This window comes from Variovorax sp. 278MFTsu5.1 (assembly GCF_048305045.1).
Lineage (GTDB): Bacteria > Pseudomonadota > Gammaproteobacteria > Burkholderiales > Burkholderiaceae_C > Variovorax > Variovorax guangxiensis.
In genome coordinates, this window is the sequence record NZ_CP157622.1 from 4,412,558 (window position 1) to 4,431,424 (window position 18,867).

General features: G+C 69.1%; 17 protein-coding genes. 8 read left to right on the forward strand and 9 right to left on the reverse strand.

The genetic code is table 11. From position 1 onward, the window contains the following. Position 1 precedes the first annotated feature (1 nt). The 3 genes from ABL844_RS20505 to ABL844_RS20515 are packed head-to-tail and all read left to right on the forward strand — an operon-like array spanning position 2 to position 3,391. On the forward strand, positions 2 to 1,030 hold the full coding sequence (locus ABL844_RS20505) for a histone deacetylase family protein (RefSeq protein ID WP_418128730.1): 1,029 nt from the start codon (positions 2 to 4) through the stop codon (positions 1,028 to 1,030). After that, the gene (locus ABL844_RS20510; RefSeq protein WP_418128731.1) at positions 1,030 to 2,124 is read left to right on the forward strand and encodes a phosphotransferase; all 1,095 of its coding nucleotides are present in this window, start codon (positions 1,030 to 1,032) and stop codon (positions 2,122 to 2,124) included. The genes ABL844_RS20505 and ABL844_RS20510 overlap by 1 nt, the downstream gene beginning before the upstream one ends. Next, the gene (locus ABL844_RS20515) at positions 2,117 to 3,391 is read left to right on the forward strand and encodes an aspartate aminotransferase family protein (RefSeq protein ID WP_418128732.1); all 1,275 of its coding nucleotides are present in this window, start codon (positions 2,117 to 2,119) and stop codon (positions 3,389 to 3,391) included. Before ABL844_RS20510 ends, ABL844_RS20515 begins: the two co-directional genes overlap by 8 nt. A gap of 145 nt (positions 3,392 to 3,536) precedes the next feature. On the opposite strand, the gene ABL844_RS20520 is transcribed toward ABL844_RS20515, so the two are convergent. The 3 genes from ABL844_RS20520 to ABL844_RS20530 all read right to left on the reverse strand — a co-directional run bounded on the left by ABL844_RS20520 (position 3,537) and on the right by ABL844_RS20530 (position 8,183). Next, positions 3,537 to 5,132: an Ig-like domain-containing protein gene (locus ABL844_RS20520; protein ID WP_418128733.1), complete on the reverse strand. Its 1,596-nt coding sequence runs from the start codon at positions 5,130 to 5,132 to the stop codon at positions 3,537 to 3,539. 773 nt (positions 5,133 to 5,905) lie between these two features. Beyond that, entirely contained in the window at positions 5,906 to 7,189 is a 1,284-nt protein-coding gene (locus tag ABL844_RS20525; RefSeq protein ID WP_418128735.1) for a mechanosensitive ion channel family protein, read from the reverse strand. Between the two features lie 40 nt (positions 7,190 to 7,229). Further along, positions 7,230 to 8,183 carry a histone deacetylase family protein gene (locus ABL844_RS20530; protein ID WP_418128736.1) on the reverse strand — a complete coding sequence of 318 codons (954 nt, stop codon included), beginning with the start codon at positions 8,181 to 8,183 and terminating at the stop codon, positions 7,230 to 7,232. Positions 8,184 to 8,263: 80 nt separating this feature from the next. Here ABL844_RS20530 and ABL844_RS20535 point away from each other — a divergent pair, with 80 nt between their 5' ends. The 5 genes from ABL844_RS20535 to ABL844_RS20555 are packed head-to-tail and all read left to right on the forward strand — an operon-like array spanning position 8,264 to position 13,991. Beyond that, positions 8,264 to 9,184 carry an AAA family ATPase gene (locus ABL844_RS20535; protein ID WP_184641244.1) on the forward strand — a complete coding sequence of 307 codons (921 nt, stop codon included), beginning with the start codon at positions 8,264 to 8,266 and terminating at the stop codon, positions 9,182 to 9,184. Beyond that, the gene (locus ABL844_RS20540; RefSeq protein WP_369661679.1) at positions 9,181 to 10,158 is read left to right on the forward strand and encodes a DUF58 domain-containing protein; all 978 of its coding nucleotides are present in this window, start codon (positions 9,181 to 9,183) and stop codon (positions 10,156 to 10,158) included. Before ABL844_RS20535 ends, ABL844_RS20540 begins: the two co-directional genes overlap by 4 nt. A gap of 13 nt (positions 10,159 to 10,171) precedes the next feature. Further along, positions 10,172 to 12,196 carry a transglutaminaseTgpA domain-containing protein gene (locus tag ABL844_RS20545; RefSeq protein ID WP_418128737.1) on the forward strand — a complete coding sequence of 675 codons (2,025 nt, stop codon included), beginning with the start codon at positions 10,172 to 10,174 and terminating at the stop codon, positions 12,194 to 12,196. Positions 12,197 to 12,249: 53 nt separating this feature from the next. Beyond that, positions 12,250 to 13,374, forward strand: a complete 1,125-nt coding sequence (mltB, locus tag ABL844_RS20550) for a lytic murein transglycosylase B (RefSeq protein WP_184641247.1) — start codon at positions 12,250 to 12,252, stop codon at positions 13,372 to 13,374. After that, on the forward strand, positions 13,371 to 13,991 hold the full coding sequence (locus ABL844_RS20555) for an N-methyl-D-aspartate receptor NMDAR2C subunit (RefSeq protein ID WP_418128738.1): 621 nt from the start codon (positions 13,371 to 13,373) through the stop codon (positions 13,989 to 13,991). The genes mltB and ABL844_RS20555 overlap by 4 nt, the downstream gene beginning before the upstream one ends. A gap of 4 nt (positions 13,992 to 13,995) precedes the next feature. On the opposite strand, the gene ABL844_RS20560 is transcribed toward ABL844_RS20555, so the two are convergent. The 6 genes from ABL844_RS20560 to ABL844_RS20585 are packed head-to-tail and all read right to left on the reverse strand — an operon-like array spanning position 13,996 to position 18,822. Then, complete coding sequence (locus ABL844_RS20560; RefSeq protein ID WP_418128740.1) at positions 13,996 to 14,484, reverse strand: hypothetical protein; 489 nt, start codon at positions 14,482 to 14,484, stop codon at positions 13,996 to 13,998. After that, positions 14,481 to 15,551 (reverse strand): beta-ketoacyl synthase N-terminal-like domain-containing protein, encoded by a 1,071-nt coding sequence (locus tag ABL844_RS20565; protein WP_418128741.1) that lies wholly within the window; start codon positions 15,549 to 15,551, stop codon positions 14,481 to 14,483. Before ABL844_RS20565 ends, ABL844_RS20560 begins: the two co-directional genes overlap by 4 nt. After that, positions 15,548 to 15,823: an acyl carrier protein gene (locus ABL844_RS20570; protein WP_369661674.1), complete on the reverse strand. Its 276-nt coding sequence runs from the start codon at positions 15,821 to 15,823 to the stop codon at positions 15,548 to 15,550. The genes ABL844_RS20565 and ABL844_RS20570 overlap by 4 nt, the downstream gene beginning before the upstream one ends. Further along, on the reverse strand, positions 15,820 to 16,977 hold the full coding sequence (locus ABL844_RS20575; protein ID WP_418128742.1) for an ABC transporter permease: 1,158 nt from the start codon (positions 16,975 to 16,977) through the stop codon (positions 15,820 to 15,822). Before ABL844_RS20575 ends, ABL844_RS20570 begins: the two co-directional genes overlap by 4 nt. A 13-nt stretch (positions 16,978 to 16,990) precedes the next feature. Continuing rightward, positions 16,991 to 17,899, reverse strand: a complete 909-nt coding sequence (locus ABL844_RS20580) for an ABC transporter ATP-binding protein (protein ID WP_418128743.1) — start codon at positions 17,897 to 17,899, stop codon at positions 16,991 to 16,993. Continuing rightward, on the reverse strand, positions 17,899 to 18,822 hold the full coding sequence (locus ABL844_RS20585) for a BtrH N-terminal domain-containing protein (RefSeq protein ID WP_418131930.1): 924 nt from the start codon (positions 18,820 to 18,822) through the stop codon (positions 17,899 to 17,901). The genes ABL844_RS20580 and ABL844_RS20585 overlap by 1 nt, the downstream gene beginning before the upstream one ends. Positions 18,823 to 18,867: the final 45 nt, after the last annotated feature.

Genomic DNA, 18,867 nt, shown 5'->3' on the forward strand with positions numbered 1-18,867 from the left:
CATGAAAGTCATCTACAGCGACCAGCACATTGGCCACGATCCGCAGCAGTTCATCGTGCGCGGGCGCATGAAGCGCAGCAACGAGCAGCCCGAACGGGGCACCCTGCTGCTGAACGCCGCGCGTGCGCAGGGCCACGACATCGTCGCGCCCGAGGACCACGGGCCCGGCCCGCGCGCGGCGATCCACACGCCGCAGTACCTGCGCTTCCTGGAGACCGCCTGGGAGCGCTGGCAGCAGCTCGAGGGCGCCTCCGAGGAGGTCATGCCCAACGTGCACCCGTTTCCGGGCCAGCCCTTCACCTACCCCGACAGCCTGGTCGGCCAGGCCGGCTACCACATGGGCGACATGGCCTGCTCCATCGGTCGCCACACCTGGCATGCCGCGACCTGGTCGGCGCACGTGGCCACGCATGCCGCGCAGCTGGTGCTGGACGGCGAGCGCGCGGCCTACGCGCTGTGCCGGCCGCCCGGCCACCACGCCTACGCCGACCGCGCCAACGGCTTCACCTACCTCAACAACGCGGCCATCGCGGCGCAGCACCTGCGCAGCAGGCACGACCGCGTGGCCATCCTCGACATCGACGTGCACCACGGCAACGGCACGCAGGGCATCTTCTGGCGCCGCAAGGACGTGCTGACCGTCTCTCTGCACGGCGACCCGCATTTCTGCACGCCCTTCTTCACCGGCCATGCGCACGAGACCGGCGAAGGCGAAGGCCTGGGCTACAACCTGAACCTGCCGCTGGCGCGCGGTACCGGCGACGAGGGCTTCCTGGCCGCGCTCATGACGGCGCACGCGACCATCCGCGCCTTCGCGCCCGGCGCGCTGGTCGTGGCCCTGGGCCTGGACGCGCACGAGAACGACCCCTACCAGGCGCTGGCCGTCAGCACGCCGGGCTTCGGCCGCATCCTCGGCGAGATCGCGCGGCTGGGCCTGCCCACGGTGCTGGTGCAGGAAGGCGGCTACCTGTCGGAGGACCTGGGCCTCAACCTCGCCAGCGCGCTAGGCGGCTTCGAGAAGGCGGCCTGATGACGCACGACCTCGACGCCGCCATCCGCACTGCCCTGCCCGAAGCGGTGGTGCTGACTGCGCCGCCCGCACCCGTTGAGACGGACTGGGCGGCGGACCTGCTGCAGCGCCTGTACGGAATGCAGGGCAGCCTCAAGCCGCTCACGGGCGAGCGCGATGCCAATTTCCTGCTGGAGCCGGAAGGCGGCGGCGCGCGCTGCATGCTCAAGCTCTCGCACCCCGACGAAGATCCGCTGGTCGCCGACTTCCAGACGCAGGCGCTGTTGCACCTCGCGCGCACGGACCCCGGCCTGCCGGTGCAGCGCCTGCTGCCCGACCGTTCCGGCGCAGCCTCGGTGCAGATCGAAGACGCCGAGGGCCGCACGCGCGTGGCGCGCCTCTTCAGCTACCTCGAAGGCCTGCCCATGCCGCAGGCGCCGCGCTCGGCGGCGCAGCGCAGCAGCGTGGCCCGCATGCTGGCGCGGCTGGACCTGGCGCTGGCCAGCTTCGAGCACCCTGCCGGCGCGCGCGAACTGCCCTGGGACATCCAGCGCGCCGACCGCGTGCGCGCACTGCTGGTGCATGTGGCCGACCCCGCCCGCCGCGCGCTGGCCGAGACCGCGCTCGACGGCTTCGTGCAGCGCACCAAGCCCACGTTGCCCGCGCTTCGCCGCCAGCCCATCCACAACGACTTCAACCTCTACAACCTGCTGGTCGATCCGGACGAGCCGGCGCGCGTGGCGGGCATCCTCGACTTCGGCGACATGGTGCATGCGCCGCTCGTGGACGATCTGGCCGTCGCGGCCTCGTACCACATCGACGAACAGGGCGATGCCCTCGCGACCATCGCGCGCTTCGCGGCCGACTACCACGCCGTCTCGCCGCTGACCGATGACGAGACCCACGCGCTGCTCGACCTCGTGCGCGCGCGGCTGGCGATGGTGGTCGCCATCAGCGGCTGGCGCGCGGCGCGCCAGCCCGACAACGCCGCCTACCTCATGCGCAACAACGCCACCTCGTGGGCAAGGCTGCAGGCCTGCGCCGCGCTGACGCCCGAACAGGTGCAGGCCGCCATCCAGGCCGCGTGCCGCACCACGGAAGCCATCCATGACTGAGAAGAAAACGACCGACGACCTGCTCGCGCGCCGCGCTCGCCTGCTCGGGCCGGCCTACAGGCTCTTCTACGACGAGCCCTTCCACCCCGTGCGCGGCGAAGGCGTGTGGCTCTACGACGCCGCCGGCACGCCCTGGCTGGACGCCTACAACAACGTGGTGCCGCTGGGCCATGCGCGGCCCGAGGTGGTCGAGGCCATCGCGCGACAGGCGGCCGTGCTCAACACGCACACGCGCTACCTGCACGAAGGCATCCTCGACTATGCGGAGCGCCTGTTGGCCACCATGCCGCCCGAGCTCGGCCACGCCACCTTCACCTGTACCGGCAGCGAGGCCAACGACCTCGCCATGCGCATCGCCACGGCGCACACCGGCAACACCGGCCTGATCGTCACGCGCTTCGCGTACCACGGCGTGACCTCGGCCCTCGCCTGCGCCTCGCCCTCGCTGGGCCAGTACGTGCGCGTGGGCGAGCACGTGCGGCTGGTGGATGCGCCCGAGGGCGGAGATGCCACGACGGGCCAGCGCTTCGCCGACGGCGTGCGCGCGGCCGTGGGCGACCTCAAGGCGCACGGCATCGCGCCCGCCGCGCTGCTCGTGGACACGGTGTTCTCCAGCGACGGTGTGTTCACCGCCCCGACCGGCTTCCTGCGCGAAGCGGTGGAGGCGATCCACGCCGCGGGCGGCGTGTTCATCGCCGACGAGGTACAGCCCGGCTTCGGCCGCACCGGCGAGGCCTTATGGGGCTTCATGCGCCACGGCGTGGTACCCGACATCGTGACCATGGGCAAGCCCATGGGCAACGGCCACCCGGTCGCGGGCCTGGCGGTGCGCCCCGAAGTCATGAAAGCCTTCGGGCAGGCCAGCCGCTACTTCAACACCTTCGGCGGCAACCCGGTGTCGATGGCCGCAGCATCGGCCGTGCTCGACGTGATCGAGCAGAACGATCTGCAGCGCAACGCCCTGCAAGTCGGCAACTACCTGCGCGAGCGCCTGTCAGCGCTCGGCCAGCGCCACGCACTGGTCGGCGAAGCGCGAGGCGCCGGGCTCTTCATCGGCCTTGAACTCGTGGCCGACCGCGCCACGCGGGCGCCTGCGACCGCGCAGGCGGCCAAGGTGGTCAACGGCCTGCGGCAGCGGCAGGTACTGCTGAGCGCGACCGGGCCGCAGGGCAACGTGCTGAAGATCAGGCCGCCGCTGGTGTTCACGCGCGAGCATGCCGACCTGCTGGTCGAGCGGCTGGACGAGGTGTTGGGTAGGCTTGAATAGTTGCGCTCCACTTTCGTACGAGCCAGACGAGCCGCTTTCTGATCCTGATCAATTGCGCACGTTCGAAAGAGCTTCATGCTCAGCTTACTGACGGGCTTGTCGCCGGAGTCTTCGAGTTCGCAGGCGCAGACCAGTCAGCGGTCAGTTACTTGAACCTGGCTGCCAAGATGGGACCGTCGCTGTAGCCTGACCTAGGCTCCATCCAGCTTGCAGAAATGGAGCCGTCAGCGTGCACATCCAGTGAGGTGGCGAGCGCCGGTGCAGCACCAGCAGTGCTGACACGGAAGGAGGTCGTCCATCCATCACCAGCCGCATACCGTCTTGCAAAGGTGCCCTCTTGCAGCGTACCCGCCCCTGATTGGTAGGCACCCCAGAGTGCCATCAGGTTGCCATTGCGATCTGCCACCAAGCTGGGACTGCGATTGTTGACGTAGGTGCCGCTGACAGTACTCACGGCTGTGACAATGCTCCAGCCCGAGCCGGGGGTGTAGCGACGGTGAACGACGTCGCTGCTGTACTCGGAGGAGAACTGCTGCCAGATTGCATGAAAGTTGCCCGCACTGTCTGCGACCAACGCTTGGTTCATCGCATGCCCCGCATCGTCGTTCTCCAGAAGTGTCGGCGATGTCCAGTTGCCACTCGGAGAAAGCGTGCTCCACCAGAGGTCGAAACGATACGATGACCCTCCTGTCGGAACAAAGGAGTTCCAGAGCGCCATGACCTGACCGGCGCCATTCACGGCTATTCGCGGCGCATACGGATCGCCAAGTCGAGCCGCACCCAACGACACCGCGGGCAACCATCCGCTGCCGGCGACATAGCGAGCAGCCCAGACCGGCGCGTCGCTGGTTCGCTGGACCCAGAGCACATAGGCGCTGCCAGCGGCATCTACCGCAATCTGCGGTTGTTCGGCCTTGTCGTACACCCCGATGTTGGCTGAACTGCCAAGCCGAACCGGCGCTTCCCAGCCGCCAGCGGGCGTAAAGCGAGCGGCAAATACATCAGGGTTGTTGTTCGGAGCGACGACCTTGACCCAGGCGGCGAAAGCATTGCCTTGCACGTCGAATGCGAGGGAGGGGGAGTGGCCGGAGTTGAAGACGTCGTCCAGCTTGATCGGTGCCTGCCATCCGCTATCCTTGATGAAGCGAGATGACCACAGTTCCGTACCCGCACCATTCTCCTGAAGCCAGATCGCCAAGCCCTGCCCATGGCCGTCGAAGGCGACTTGATGGAGGAACGCGTTGTAGCTTCCCGGGGTGCTCAATGTTCTGGAGCTGCCCCAACTGTCATCCGCCCGCTGCATCGCTGCGCGGATCTCATAAAAGCCGCTGATCGCCTGCTGTGTCCAAACCACCACCGTGTTGCCTTGCCCATCCTGCGCACTGGAGGGCTGAGTAGCGACGGACGTCGCCGACACAAGCGCCGTCGGAGCACCCCAGTTTCCATCGGCCGTCCGGAACGACCAAGATTTCTCCGCCGCGAGGCGGTTGCCGACCAGATCCTGCAAGCCGCTACCCACCGCGACGGAGTAATTGGCCAGCACATCGAGTACGCGCGTTGGCACGAACGACACCTTGTTGCTCACCGCGTCGTAGTTCAACGAGCCCGGCACGGGGGTACCCGCACGAGTGACGCGCACGTTGCTGTTCGTGACCGTCGACGCCAGCAGCGCTTCGCTGAAGGTGGCTGAAATCTCTGTGTTGCGGGGAACGTCGGTGCTGGCAGTAGGGGCGAAGGCCACGACGCTCGGCGGGGTCGTGTCGGGATCCGACGCTGGTAAATCCCCTGGCCCGGGGGCCGGCGCGGGTGTCGGGAACGGGAAAAGGCCTACACCGCCGCCTCCCCCTCCACCTCCGCCACCACCGCCGCAAGCGGTAACCAACGTCGCCAGGCAGGCGATGGCCAATGTTTTTTTCGACACGATCACTCCTCGTTTGTTATCTAGGCACGCATCTCCCTCCACGGAGTGCGGCGAGATACTAGTCGGGAGCGGAGGTGTGAGTAATGCGGTGGAACGCCTAGACTGGACTATTTCCAGCCGCTGGTTGCCTTTTTGCAACAAGCATGCAGTTTTCGGCCCATCTTCACAATGCGTGCAAGACTTGGCCTGCCCGCGAGGCCGAGGTCCACGAGCCGGGGGGTACAGCGAACGACCGCATGTTCGCCACCCTTCAGGCTGGCCTCAGGACCGGTGCCTGCTATTCAGGATGATGCGGAGATAGCACCGTCGCCAGCTCCCACTCGTTCCACAGTGCAAGCGCACGCGGATCGCCCAGATCTCCTTGGGCTTGAAAGGCCTATTCCGTCCGACTAGCTTGCCCTAGCTCCATGGAGGGCGATGTGTTGAGGCGGTCGGGCATTCCATGCCGTTCTCCCGCACAGGTTGGGGATCGACACTTTGCTCTCTGCCGACATCGATCCGATCGGCCCATGGCAGCCGGTTGCCAATCTCGTCACCCCCGCCTACTTCAACATCCGAGCCGATAGCGCCTGAACTTGGGAAAACAAGAGCCGCTATTTGTCCGCAGCCGCGCCTCCAGGCTCCGCCCCGGCCGGCAGCGACTCCACCCGCACCACCCGCTGCGGATACGGAATGTCGATCCCCGCCCCGCGCAGCCCGTCGAGGATCGAGATGTTGATCGCCGAGCGCAGGTTGTCCTTGCCCTTGTCGGGGTCGGCTACCCAGAAGTTGAGCGTGAACTCCAGCCCGTCGGGCGCGAAGTTCATGAGAAAGGCCACCGGTGCCGGGTCGGTCATCACGCGCGGCTGGGCCTTGGCGGCCTCGCAGAGGATGGATTGCACCTGCGCCACGTCGCTGTCGTAGCCGACCACGATGGTGGTCGTGATGTTGAACTTGCGGTCCGCCAGCGAGAGGTTCTCGACCCGGCTGGTGATCAGCGACTCGTTCGGCACGATGGCCTCGCGCCCGTTTCCGGCGCGGATGAGGGTGTAGCGGGTCTTGATGTCGGTGATGCGGCCCTCGAAGGTGTCGACCTTCACGTTGTCGCCGATGCGGATGGAGCGCTCCAGCAGGATCACAAAGCCGCTCACGTAGTTGGCGGCCAGCTTCTGCAGGCCGAAGCCCAGGCCCACGCCGAGCGCGCCGCCCAGCACCGAAAGCGCCGTGAGATCCACCCCAACCGCCGAGAGCGCGAACAGCAGGCCCACCAGCAGCAGGAAGGCGCGCACCGCGTTCGAGGCCACCTTGCGCATCGAAAGGTCGGAAACCGCCTCGCGCAGGATGCGCTTCTCGATGGTGCTGGAGATCCACAGCGAGATCATCAGCACCACGCCCGCCGACAGCACGCCCTGGAAGATGGTCTGCAGGCTCACCCGCGTCTTGCCGAAGGCCAGCGTGATGTCGTCGAGCTCGGCCAGCACCGGCGGCAGCAGCCCCACGATCCAGAGCACCGCCGCGATCCAGGCCAGCCAGGAGATGGTGCGCTCGATCAGCCTGACGAGGTTGGAGGCCGGGAACACCGCCCTGAGCACTCGCGCGAACAGCCGGATGACCGCCAGCGACAGGAACACCGGCACCGCGATGCGCAGCACCAGCACGGTCTGGAAGTCGAGCGCCGCTCGCCGGGCCAGGTCGGTGAAAACCAGCGCCAGCAGCGGGAACAGCAGCCCGTCGAAGGTGCTCTCGCCGAACCAGATCGAGTCTTTCGGCTGGTCGCGGCCGAACCACTTGCAGATGGCCCAGGCCAGCGCCACGCAGGCCACCAGCGCGACCAGTTCGATGCCCAGGCCACGCGCGTCGACCTGGTTCAGCCGTTGGAGAAAGTCGTTGAAATTCATCTATTGAGAGAAGAAACGGGCGCCGACAGCGCCCGCTGCGTCACAGCGCCGCCAGCACGCGGATGTGGGCTTCCACGCTGCGCGCCAGCGCGTCGAGGTTGTAGCCGCCTTCGAGCATCGAGACGATACGGCCCTTGGAATGCCGCCTGGCAACATCGTGTATGCGGCCCGTGATCCAGGCGAAGTCGTTCTCGTTGAGGCCCAGCTGGCCCAGGTCGTCCTCGCGGTGCGCGTCGAAGCCGGCGCTGACGAAGATCATCTGCGGCTTGAATTCTTCCAGCCGCGGCATCCAGGTCGCCTCGATCATCTCGCGCACATCCATGCCCCGGGTGTACGCCGGGATCGGCAGGTTAAGCATGTTCGGCGCCGGGTGGCTGGTGCCGCTGTAGGGGTAGAACGGATGCTGGAAGAAGCCGACCATCAGCACGCGCGGGTCGTTGGAAAGAATGTCCTCGGTGCCGTTGCCGTGGTGCACGTCGAAATCGACGATGGCCACGCGCTCGATGCCGTGCGCCTCGATGGCGTGCCGCGCGGCGATGGCGACGTTGTTGAAGAAGCAGAAGCCCATCGCCTGCTCCCGGCAGGCATGGTGGCCGGGCGGGCGCACCGAGCAGAAGGCGTTTTCCAGGTCGCCCGCGATCACGGCGTCGGTCGCGGCGATCGCGGCGCCGGCCGCACGGCGCGCGGCCAGCAGGGTGAAGCGGGTGAGCGTGGTGTCGGGGTCGACCTGCGCGTGGTCGGGGCCGCCGGCGGGCTCGTCGGCCACCAGGCGCTGGTGCAGGGCCTCCAGGAACTCGATGTGCTCCGCGCTGTGCGCCCGGGTGAGCTGCTCCAGCGTGGCCAGCGGCACCTCGCGGTGCTCCAGCGCGTCGCCCACGCCGGTGAGCAGGAGGCGGTCCTCGATGGCATCGAGCCGGCCGGGGCACTCGGGATGCCCTGCGCCCATGTCGTGCTTCCAGAAGTCCCGGTGTGTGAAGTAGCCTGTCTTGCCCATGTGTCTCTATCGCCACGTCTAGACCTCACGCAGCATGGGGCCGGCGGGTCTTACGGTATCGTTTGCATATGGATACAAATATGGACGTTGCCGCAAAGCTAGCCACTTTGTTAACTCAGCTTAACACGGTGATCGTGGGCAAAGAGGCCCAGGTTCGCGACTGCGTGGCCTGCCTGCTGGCGGGCGGCCACCTGCTGATCGAGGACGTGCCGGGCGTGGGCAAGACCACCCTCGCCCACGCGCTCTCGCACACCTTCGGGCTGCAGTTCTCCCGCGTGCAGTTCACCGCCGACCTGATGCCGGGCGACCTTTCGGGCGTGGCGATCTACGACCGGGGCCAGCAGGCCTTCACCTTCCACCCCGGGCCGATCTTCGCGCAGGTGCTGCTGGCTGACGAAATCAACCGCGCCAGCCCCAAGACCCAGAGCGCGCTGCTGGAGGCCATGGAAGAGAAACAGGTCACCGTCGAGGGCGAAACCCGCCCCCTGCCCTCGCCCTTCTTCGTGATCGCCACCCAGAACCCGCAGGACCAGCTCGGCACCTTCGCACTGCCCGAGTCGCAGCTCGACCGCTTCCTGATGCGCATCTCGCTCGGCTACCCCGACCGCGCCGCCGAGCGCCAGCTGCTCGCCGGCATCGACCGCCGCGAGATGCTGGCCACCCTGCCCGCGATGCTGACCGCCGGCGAGCTCACCGCGCTGCAGCAGCGCGTGCAGCAGGTGCACGCGGCCGACGCGCTGCTCAACTACGTGCAGGACCTGATCGCGGCGACCCGCTCCGGCCGCTGGTTCCTGCAGGGCCTGTCGCCGCGTGCCGGCATCGCGGTGCTGCGCGCGGCCAAGGCGCAGGCGCTGCTGGCCAACCGCAATTACGTCGCGCCCGACGACGTGCAGGCCGTGCTGCCGCAGACCATCGCCCACCGCCTCACGCCCGTGGGCGATGCCGGACGGGGCGCCGTCGAACAGGTGCGCGCCATGATCGCCGCCGTGCCCTTGCCGTGAACCCTGCAGGCGCCCTTCGCGCGCGCATCGACGGCTGGTTCCTGTCGCGCCGCGCGCCGTCCGACACGCTGGAACTCACCCAGCGCAACGTCTACATCCTGCCCACGCGGGCCGGCTGGACGCTGGGGGCGACGCTGCTGGTGCTGCTGATCGCGTCGATCAACTACCAGCTCAACCTGGGCTACCTGCTCACCTTTCTTCTGGCCGGCAGCGTGGCCGTGGGCATGCACGTGTGCCACGGCACCTTGCGCGGGCTGGCGATGCACATGGTGCAGCCCGAGGCGCATTACGCGGGCGCCGCCGCCGTCTTCCGGGTGGTGCTCCACAACACAAGGCGGCGCGTGCGCTACGGCATCGGCATGGCGGTGCGCGGCAGCGGGCAATGGGCCTGGACCGACGTGCCGGCCGAAGGCACCTCCACCGTCGAGATCGCCTTCCAGCCCGAGCGGCGCGGGCTGCATCCGGTGCCGCCGCTCACGGCAGAGACGCGCTTTCCGCTCGGCACCTTCCGTGTGTGGACGGTCTGGCGGCCGGCCGCGCAGATGCTGGTCTACCCCACGCCCGAGGCGCACCCGCCGCCGCTGCCGCCGGGCGAGCCCCTTTCCGGGCCGGCCGCGCTGACCGCCTCGATGCGCGCCCACAGCGCCGGCGAATACGACGGCGTGCGCGCCTACCGCCGCGGCGATCCGCTCAAGCTCGTGGTCTGGAAGAAGGCCGCGCGCGCGCAGGCGACCGGCTCCGAAGACCTGGTCAGCCGTGATACCCAGCAGGCCCAGCGCGAGGAGCTCTGGCTCGATGCGCAGGCCACCGGCCTCGCCGACACCGAAGGCCGACTCTCGCGCCTGTGCGCCTGGGTGCTGATGGCCGACCGCCTGGGCGTCGATTACGGCCTGCGGGTGGCCGGCCGGGTCGTGAAGCCCTCCCAGGGCGAGGCCCACCGCCGGGCCTGCCTCGAGGCCCTGGCCCTCTGCTGAACGGAAGCGCCGCATGAACAGAGTGATGCGCGAACTCGCCTCGCTGCCACGCGACGCGCGGGACACCCTTTTTCTTCTCTGCGTGATCGGCCTGATCCTGCTGCCGCAGATCGAGAACCTGCCGTGGTGGTGCTCGTCCCTCACCGCGATGGTGCTGCTGTGGCGCGCCTCGCTGGCCGTGCAGGCGCGTCCGCTTCCCGGCCGGTGGTGGCGCCTCGCCCTGCTGGCGCTGATATTGGGCGCCACCTACGCCACCCACCGCACGCTGCTGGGCCGCGACGCGGGCGTCACGCTGATCGTGAGCCTGCTCGCGCTCAAGACACTGGAGCTGCGCGCGCGGCGCGATGCCTTCGTCGTCTTCTTCCTGGGCTTCTTCGCGATGCTCACGAACTTCTTCTACTCGCAGTCGCTGCTGACGGCCTTCACCATGCTGCTGGCGCTGCTGGGCCTCTTGACCGCGCTGGTCAACGCGCACATGCCGGTGGGCCGGCCGCCGCTGATGCAGGCCGCGCGCACCGCCGGCTGGATGGCGCTGGCGGGCGCGCCGATCATGCTCGCGCTGTTCCTGCTGTTCCCGCGCTTCGCGCCGCTGTGGGGAACGCCCAGCGACGCGATGATGGGGCGCAGCGGCCTGTCGAACACCATGCGCGTGGGCACCATCGCCGAACTGGCACTCGACGACCGCATCGCCGCGCGCATCAAGTTCGAGGACGGCCGCGCGCCGCCGCAGAGCCAGCTGTACTTCCGCGGACCGGTGCTGGCGCAGTTCGACGGCCGCGAGTGGACCGCGCTGCCCTCTTGGGCGCGCGGCTCGCAGTGGGCTTCCAACCTGCGCGTGAGCGGCACCCCGGTGCGCTACGAAGTGACGCTCGAAGCCAGCAATCGCCCCTGGCTGCTGACGCTCGACGTCGCGCAGCGAGCGCCCGAGGTGCCCGGCTTCGAGGTCAGCGGCACGCCCGACCTGCAGTGGTTCGCCAGCCGCCCCATCAACGACCTCGTGCGCTACAGCGCCGAGAGCTACACGCAGTTCCAGAGCGGCCCCCTCAAGCGCACCGGCGGCCAGCTGCAGGCCTACCTCACGCTGCCGCCCGGCACCAACCCGCGCACGGCCGCGCTCGCCGCCGAGATGCGCGCCGACCCGGCGCTGGCCCAGGCCGACACGCAGGCCTTCGTGCAGGCCGCGCTGCGCCGCCTGCGCACCGGCGGCTACAGCTACACGCTGGAGCCGGGCGTCTACGGCAACGACACCGCCGACGAGTTCTGGTTCGACCGCAAGGAAGGCTTCTGCGAACACATCGCCTCGGCCTTCGTGGTGCTGATGCGCAACCTGGGCGTCCCCTCGCGCATCGTCACCGGCTACCAGGGCGGCGAGCTCAACAACGTCGACAACTACTGGATCGTGCGCCAGAGCGATGCCCACGCCTGGGCGGAGATATGGCAGGAAGGCACCGGCTGGATGCGCGTGGACCCCACCGGCTCCGTCGCGCCGGGACGCATCGGCCAGTTCCAGCGCCTGACCCCGCAACCCGGCCTGTTCGCGGGCGCCATCGGCTCGATGAGCCCCACGCTCGCGCAGAACCTGCGCGCCGCCTGGGAGGCCGTGAACAACGGCTGGAACCAGTGGGTGCTCAACTACACGCAGAGCCGCCAGCTCAACCTGCTGAAGAACATCGGCTTCGATGCGCCGAGCCTCGAAGACCTGGCCTATGTGCTGCTCTACCTGCTGGTGGCCGCCAGCCTGGCCGGTGCCGGCTGGACGCTGTGGGAGCGCAGCCGGCACGACCCGTGGCTGCGCCTGCTGGGCCAGGCCCGCGCACGCCTGGCCAAGGCCGGACTGAAGCTGCCCGAGACCACGCCGCCGCGCCAGATGGCGCAGGAGGCCGACGCCCGCTTCGGCCCCGCCGCCCGATCCGTGCGCGACTGGCTGCTCAAGCTGGAGGCGCAGCGCTATGCGCCGGCCTCGCCGCAGTCGCTTTCTGCGCTGCGCACCGAGTTCCGCCGGCTCGCCTGGCCCAGCGCCAATCCGGCAAGGGGCTGAAACCACATGTGTCGCTGAAGAAGGCCCGTGCGGGCGGACGGCACAATGGGCCCATGCGATTCCTTCTTCCCAAGCCTTCGCGCACCGCCACGGCGGCCGCAGTCCTCCTGGCCGCCTGCGGCTTCGCATGGTCCACGGGGGCCCTGGCCCAGAAGTCCGTCAACGGCCGCGCCGGGGCCGCAAGCCCCGTGCGCGGCAGCACGCCCTACGCCACGCGCGACGACGCGATGCAGTTCGCCGACGACGTCGCCGAGCGCCGCGGCCTCGACCGCGAATGGGTGCGCGCCACCATCGGCAGCGCGCGCTTCCTGCCCAACGTGCCGCGGCTGATGCTGCCGGGCCCGGTGGGCACGGTGAAGAACTGGCAGACCTACCGCGGCCGCTTCATCGACCCGGTGCGCATCGCCGCCGGCGTGCGCTTCTGGCGCGCCAACGCCGACACGCTGGCACGCGCCGAGCAGGTGTACGGCGTGCCGCCGGAGATCGTCGTCGGCATCATCGGCGTGGAAACCATCTACGGCCGCAACATGGGCAACTTCCGCGTGATCGACGCGCTGGCCACGCTGTCCTTCGACTTTCCCGATGCCCATCCGCGCGCGGCCGACCGCCGGGCCTTCTTCCGCGGCGAGCTCGAAAGCTTCCTGAGCACCGAGAGCCGCACCGCCGAAGACCCGCTGGTGCCCGTGGGCAGCTACGCCGGCGCCATGGGCATGCCGCAGTTCATGCCCAGCAGCATCGCCAAGTACGCGGTCGACTTCGACGGCGACGGCCGCATCGACCTTGTCAACAACCCGGCTGACGTGATCGGCTCGGTCGCCAACTACTTCAAGGCCTTCGGCTGGCAGCCGGGCGTGCCCGCCATCTACCCCGTGCACTTCGAAGAGGCACGGCTGCAGAAGGCGCTGCTGCTGGCGCCAGACATCCTGCCGACCTTCAGCGCCGACAGCTTCGTGGCTGCGGGCGCGGTGCCCGAGGGCGACGGCATCAACCACAAGGGCCTGTTCGCGCTGGTCGAGCTGCAGAACGGCCTGGACATGCCGCCGACCTACGTGGCCGGCACGCGCAATTTCTACGTGATCACGCGCTACAACTGGAGCAGCTACTACGCCATGTCCGTGCTCGACCTGGGACAGGAAGTCAAGGCGGCGATGGAGCAGCAGCAACAGGCGGCCCGATGACGCCCGAGGCGCTGCTGGCGAACTGGAACGGCGCGTGGCAGGCGTTGGGCGTCGCCTCGCCCGACGACGCGCTGTGCGACGAACTCCAGCGCCGCTACGCCGAGCCGCAGCGCCGCTACCACACCATGCAGCACCTGGGCGAATGCCTCGCGTGGTTCGAGCGCGAGAAGGCGCTGGCCGAGCACTCCGGCGAAGTCGCGCTGGCGCTGTGGTTCCACGACGCGATCTACGACGTGCATGCACATGACAACGAGGCGCGCAGCGCGGACTGGGCGCGGCAGGCCCTGCTCGAAGCCGGCGCCGCGGCGAATGCGGCCGAACGCGTCCATGCGCTCGTGATGGCGACGCGCCACGACGCCGTGCCCCAGGGCCGCGACGCCGAACTGCTGATAGACATCGACCTGTCGATCCTCGGCGCCGAGCGCGCGCGATTCGACGAATACGAGCGGCAGGTGCAGGCCGAATACGCCTTCGTTCCCGATGAAGTGCGACTGCCGCGTCGCCGCGCGATCCTTCAGCGCTTCCTGGACCGCGAAGCCATCTACGCCACGCCGCGCATGCACGCGCAGCTGGAGGCGCGGGCGCGCGCCAATCTGCAGCGCTCCATCGCAGGCTGAGGCTTCAGGCCGGCACCAGCCGCCACCACTCCGAGCGCGCCGGCTCTCCGTTGCGCTCCTCTTCGACGATTCCGAACAGCAGCCCGTCGCGCGAGGCGCCCAGCTTCGCAAGCTGCAGCACGCGCTCCGGTTCGCGGCACAGCGCAAAGCTGGCGTCGCCCTGCCAATCGAGGCAGCGGCCGACCTCCGCCAGCATCAACGCCGGCTGGCTCTGCATGAAGGTGAAAGGCATCGGCAACCCGGCATCGAGCTGCGTCAGCCCCGCGTGCGTCGCGCCCCATGCGCCGCGCTGGCTGGAGACGCGGATGCGCGCGCCGGCCGGCAACGCCGCCTCGCCAGCGGCGTCGAGACAGCAGCGCGCGCCATACATCGCCAGCTCGGTCCACAGGCCGACGCGGCGCGGCTTGCGGCCGATGCGGCGTGCCAGATCCTCGCGCCAGTCGGCGGGCGGCGGATGCGCCACGAAGTGAGCAACGGTGCGCCACGCAGTCATGGCGCCGTGTCCTTCAACACCAGCGAGGCATGTCCGCCACCGAAGCCGGCGAAATTCAGCAGGATGTTGCGCAGCCTCTGCGGCAGCTGAGTACTGAGTTCGATGTCGAGCGAGGTATCGATCGGATAGTCGACGATCGGCCACACCCCTCCTTCGATGCAGCCGACCAGCAAGGCCAGTTCCGCCGCCCCCGAGGCGCCCAGCGTATGCCCCAGCGCCGGCTTGAGCGACACCAGCGGCGGCAGCGGCCCGAACACCTGCTTCAGCGCCTCGGCCTCGATGACATCGTTGACAGGGCTGCCGGCGGCCTGCACCTTGATGAGATCGATGTCGCCGGGCTGCAATCCACCCTGCTCCAGCGCGCCGCGGCACATCGCATGTACGGCACTGGCCTCGGTGCCCGAGGGATTGCGTCCGTCGACCACGTTGGCGCCTCCTGCAATCTGCCAGCGCGCCGGACGCGAGCCCAGCCGCAGCGCCGCCACCGCCTCGCCGAGCACCAGCCCGTCGCGCCCTTCGCCGAAGGGCCGGGCGCCAGCGGGCGACAGCAGCTGCATCGCGCCGAAGCCGGCCACCGTGAAGCGGTTGCCCATCTCTGCGCCGATCACCAGCGCTTCATCGGCTTCGCCGGCCCGGATCAGGTCGGCGGCAGCCAGCACCGCATTCAGCGCCGAGGTGCAGGCGGTGGACACGGTGAACACCGGCCCTTGCCAGCCGAGCGAATCGGCCACGACGTCGGCGAAGTCCTGCAGGTCGCCGCCGAGGCGCAGGTCCTGCTTCTCGTGTTCCATGAAGCCGATGTCGAGCGAGGACGACGCCACGAAGAGCGGCGCGGTGCGATCGCCCCAGTCGCCGGTCTGCGCGACCACCTCGCGCACCGTGTCGCGCAGGCGCTGCGTCCAGTCGCCCGGCCTCGGAGCCAGCGCATGGACCGGCCAGCGGATGCCGTCGGCCACGGTCACCGGCCTGGTCGGCACTCCGCCGCGCTTGAGCGACGCAAGCGCCGAGCGCATGTCGTCGCCCAGCGCGCAGGCCAGCCCCATGCCGGCCAGATGGACACCGCTCATGCCTTGCCCGCTTGCGCGAGGTGCGCCGCGAGGTGAGCGATGGAACTCAGGGCCCGGCGCGTTTCCTTGCTGTCGGGCATGCGCACGCCGAAGCGCTGCTGGATCGTCATCGACACCTGCAGGGCGTCGAGCGAATCGAGGTCGAGCCGGGCCTCGGGGCCGAAGAGCGGCTCGTCGTCGCCAAGGCCGCCGGGCGGTTCGCCCTTCTCGACGGCTTCGAGCACCATGGCCTTGAGGCTGGCGATGAATTCGGGGGTGACGGTGATGCTCACGATGCGCGCCTGCGGAAAAGAAAAACGGCCACGACGAACATCAGCGCCGCGAACGCGACCAGCCGGCCGATCTGCGGCAGGGCATCGGCCACGCCGCCGCCGCGCAGCAGCACGGTGAGCAAGGCCTCCAGCCCCCAGTTCATCGGAGAGATCTCGACCAGCCGCTGCATGAAGCCCGGCATGACGAACTTGGGCACCATGATGCCGCCCGCCGCCGCCATCAGCACATTGACCATCGGCCCGATGGTCGCGGCCTGCGCATGACTGCGCACCAGGCAGGCCAGCGCGAGCGAGAGGCTCACGGCCGCCAGGCTCACCGCCGCCAGCGACAGCAGCAAGGCGCCCCAATGGATGCCCGCGAGCGAGAGCGCGTCGCCGCCGATCAGCGGCATGAACCAGATGCCGGCCGCCAGCATCAGCACCGCCTGCAGCGCGTTCACGCCCAGGTAAGGCAGCGCCTTGGAAGCCAGCAGCATGCCGCGCGAAACGCCCAGGCTCTGCAGCCGGCCGAGCGCGCCCGAACTGCGCTCCTGCACGAACAGGCTGGACAGCGATGCCACCACGAAGAACATGCCGAACACCAGCCAAGCTGGCACGTTCTGCTGCACCGAGGTCGGCCGCGGCCCGGCGGTGGAGAAACGCTCGGCATGCACCATCGCCTGGATGGATGCATCCGGCGCCGGGCCGGCCGTGCCGGGCACCGCCAGCGCAAGGCGCGCCTTGAGCTCGCCCGATGCGCCGATGAGCTCGGCGCGCAATGCGTTGAACAGGTTGGCGTCGATGCCCGGCTCGGTCAGCAGCCGGATGCGCGCCTCGGTCGAGAGCGCGGCCGACTCCAGCTCTTCGGAAAGGCCGGGCTCCATCACGATCACGTACTTCAGCGAGCCGTTGCGCAGCCGCTCCTGCCAGTCGGCGCCCAGCGGCTGCGGCGCGCCGTGGCCGCGCTGCCAGAGCTGCTTGAGCCACTGCGCGGGCGTCGCGGTGTCTCGCATGTCGATCGCATAGCTCAGCTCGGCCAGCGGCGGGCGGTAGATGTCCTTCAGCGTGAGCGACATCAGCACGATGAAGACCATCGGCATCAGGAACAGCGCGGCCAGGCCGTGCATGTCGCGCGTGAGGGCGATCAATTCTTTCTTGATGAGCGCGAGCAGCATGGCTGTGGCCTGTTCAGTCGCGCAGCGAGCGGTGGGTGAGCGCCATGAAGAGCTGTTCCAGGTCATGGCGGCCGAACTCGGCGTGGCGCACCGCGACGCCTTCGGCCTCCAGCGCGGCCAGCACCGGCGCCGGGCCGCTGCCGGGGTGCAGGTGGATGCGCCAGTGCACGCCCCCCTGCTCCACCGTGCCGAAGCGCGAGAGCATGCCGGCATCGAGCCCGTCGGCGGCCAGCGTGAGCAGCATCGCGCTCTTCGACAGCAGTTCTTCCAACGAACCTTCGCGCAGCACGTGGCCGCGGTCGAGGATCGCCACGCGGTCGGCGATCGCCTCGATCTCCTCCATGTAGTGCGAAGCGTAGATCACCGCCGCACCCTGCTGCGCAAGGCTCTTGATGGCGTCGAGGATGAAGGCGCGCGACTGCGGATCGACACCCACCGTGGGCTCGTCGAACAGCATCAGCTCGGGCTCGGGCAGCAGCGCGATGGCCAGGTTGAGCCGGCGCTTGAGGCCGCCCGAGAGCCGCTCGGCACGCACGGAGGCGAACTGCTCCAGTTGCGCGAACTGCGTGCAGGCCTCGATGCGCTGCCTCTTGCGCGCCGCCGAAAGGCCGCCGGCCGCGGCGAACACGGCAAGGTTCTCGGCCACGGTGAGCATCGGATAGAAGGCGTGCTCCTGCGGCGCGACCGCGATGCGCGTGGGCGCCCTGGCCCGCACCTCCTTCAGCGGCTGGCCGTCGATGCGGATCTCGCCCGACTGCACCGCCAGCGCGCCCGACAGGTGCGAGATCAGCGTGGTCTTGCCAGCGCCATTCGGCCCCAAAAGGCCCAGCACGCTGCCGCGCGGCACCGCCAGCGACACCCCGGCCAACGCGGGCGCGTCGGCGTGCGGGTAGCGGTAGGCGAGCTCGCGCAGCTCCAGCATCAGGCGACGGCGGCCTTCAGGTCGCGGAAGAAGCTTTCCTCCTGCTCGGCCTGCTCGCGCAGCTTCGCGGCCAGCGCGACAGGATCGACAGCCTCGCGCCCCTTCACCATGCGCGCCGCCTTCAGCGCGAAGGCGCGCCAGCCGTCGCCGATGGCGATGAGCCGCTCCGACATCTGCTGCAGTTGCGGCTTGTCGAGCAGTTGCGCCGCCTCCTGCAAAAAGCCCGCGTAGATGAAGCGGAATCCCGCCCCGCCCGTGCCGATTTCTTCCTGCATGCGCACCAGGTGGCCGATGAAGTCCACGCTTCGCGGATCGGCCGGCGACAGCTTCTGCATGCGCGCGGCCAGCGTGCGCATGCCGCGCACGCCGACGATGGGAATGGGCGCGAGCATGGTGCGCACCGTCTTGCGGATGGCCTTGACCACCGAGGCAGCGTCCACCGCCTTGCGCTCGATGGCCTGCGGGTAGTACATGAGGCCCTTGGGCGCCAGCACGCCCTTGGCGAAGCGGGCGCGCGCGAGATCGCCGCTCGGGCAGCGCACGGGCTCCTCGAATACGGGGTCGCTGATGAGGTAGTCGTCGCCGTCCTTGCCGTACACCAGCAGGTTGTGCGCGTTGAAGTGAAAGCGCATGTTCGGCGGAAAGTACGGCAGCCAGTACACCGAGGTCTGCAGCCCCACCAGCTTGCCCTCGGCCAGCAGCGCGTCGAGCCGCTTCTGGCCGGCCTCGGCGCTGCCGAAGGTCTCGAAGCGGAAGCGCGCGGCCATCGGCGCCAGCAGGCCCTTGATGATGGCCTTGGGCGGCATGCGATAAGAGATGAGCGGCAGGCCCGACAGCTTGATGAAGGGCAGGTACGCGAACGAGAGCGCCGACGAAAGCCCCAGCGCCATGCTCTCGCTCATCGGCGCGCCGTGGTGGCGCATGAGGCTGGAGATGACGCCGCTTTCGCAATGCGCCGCCTGTTGGTG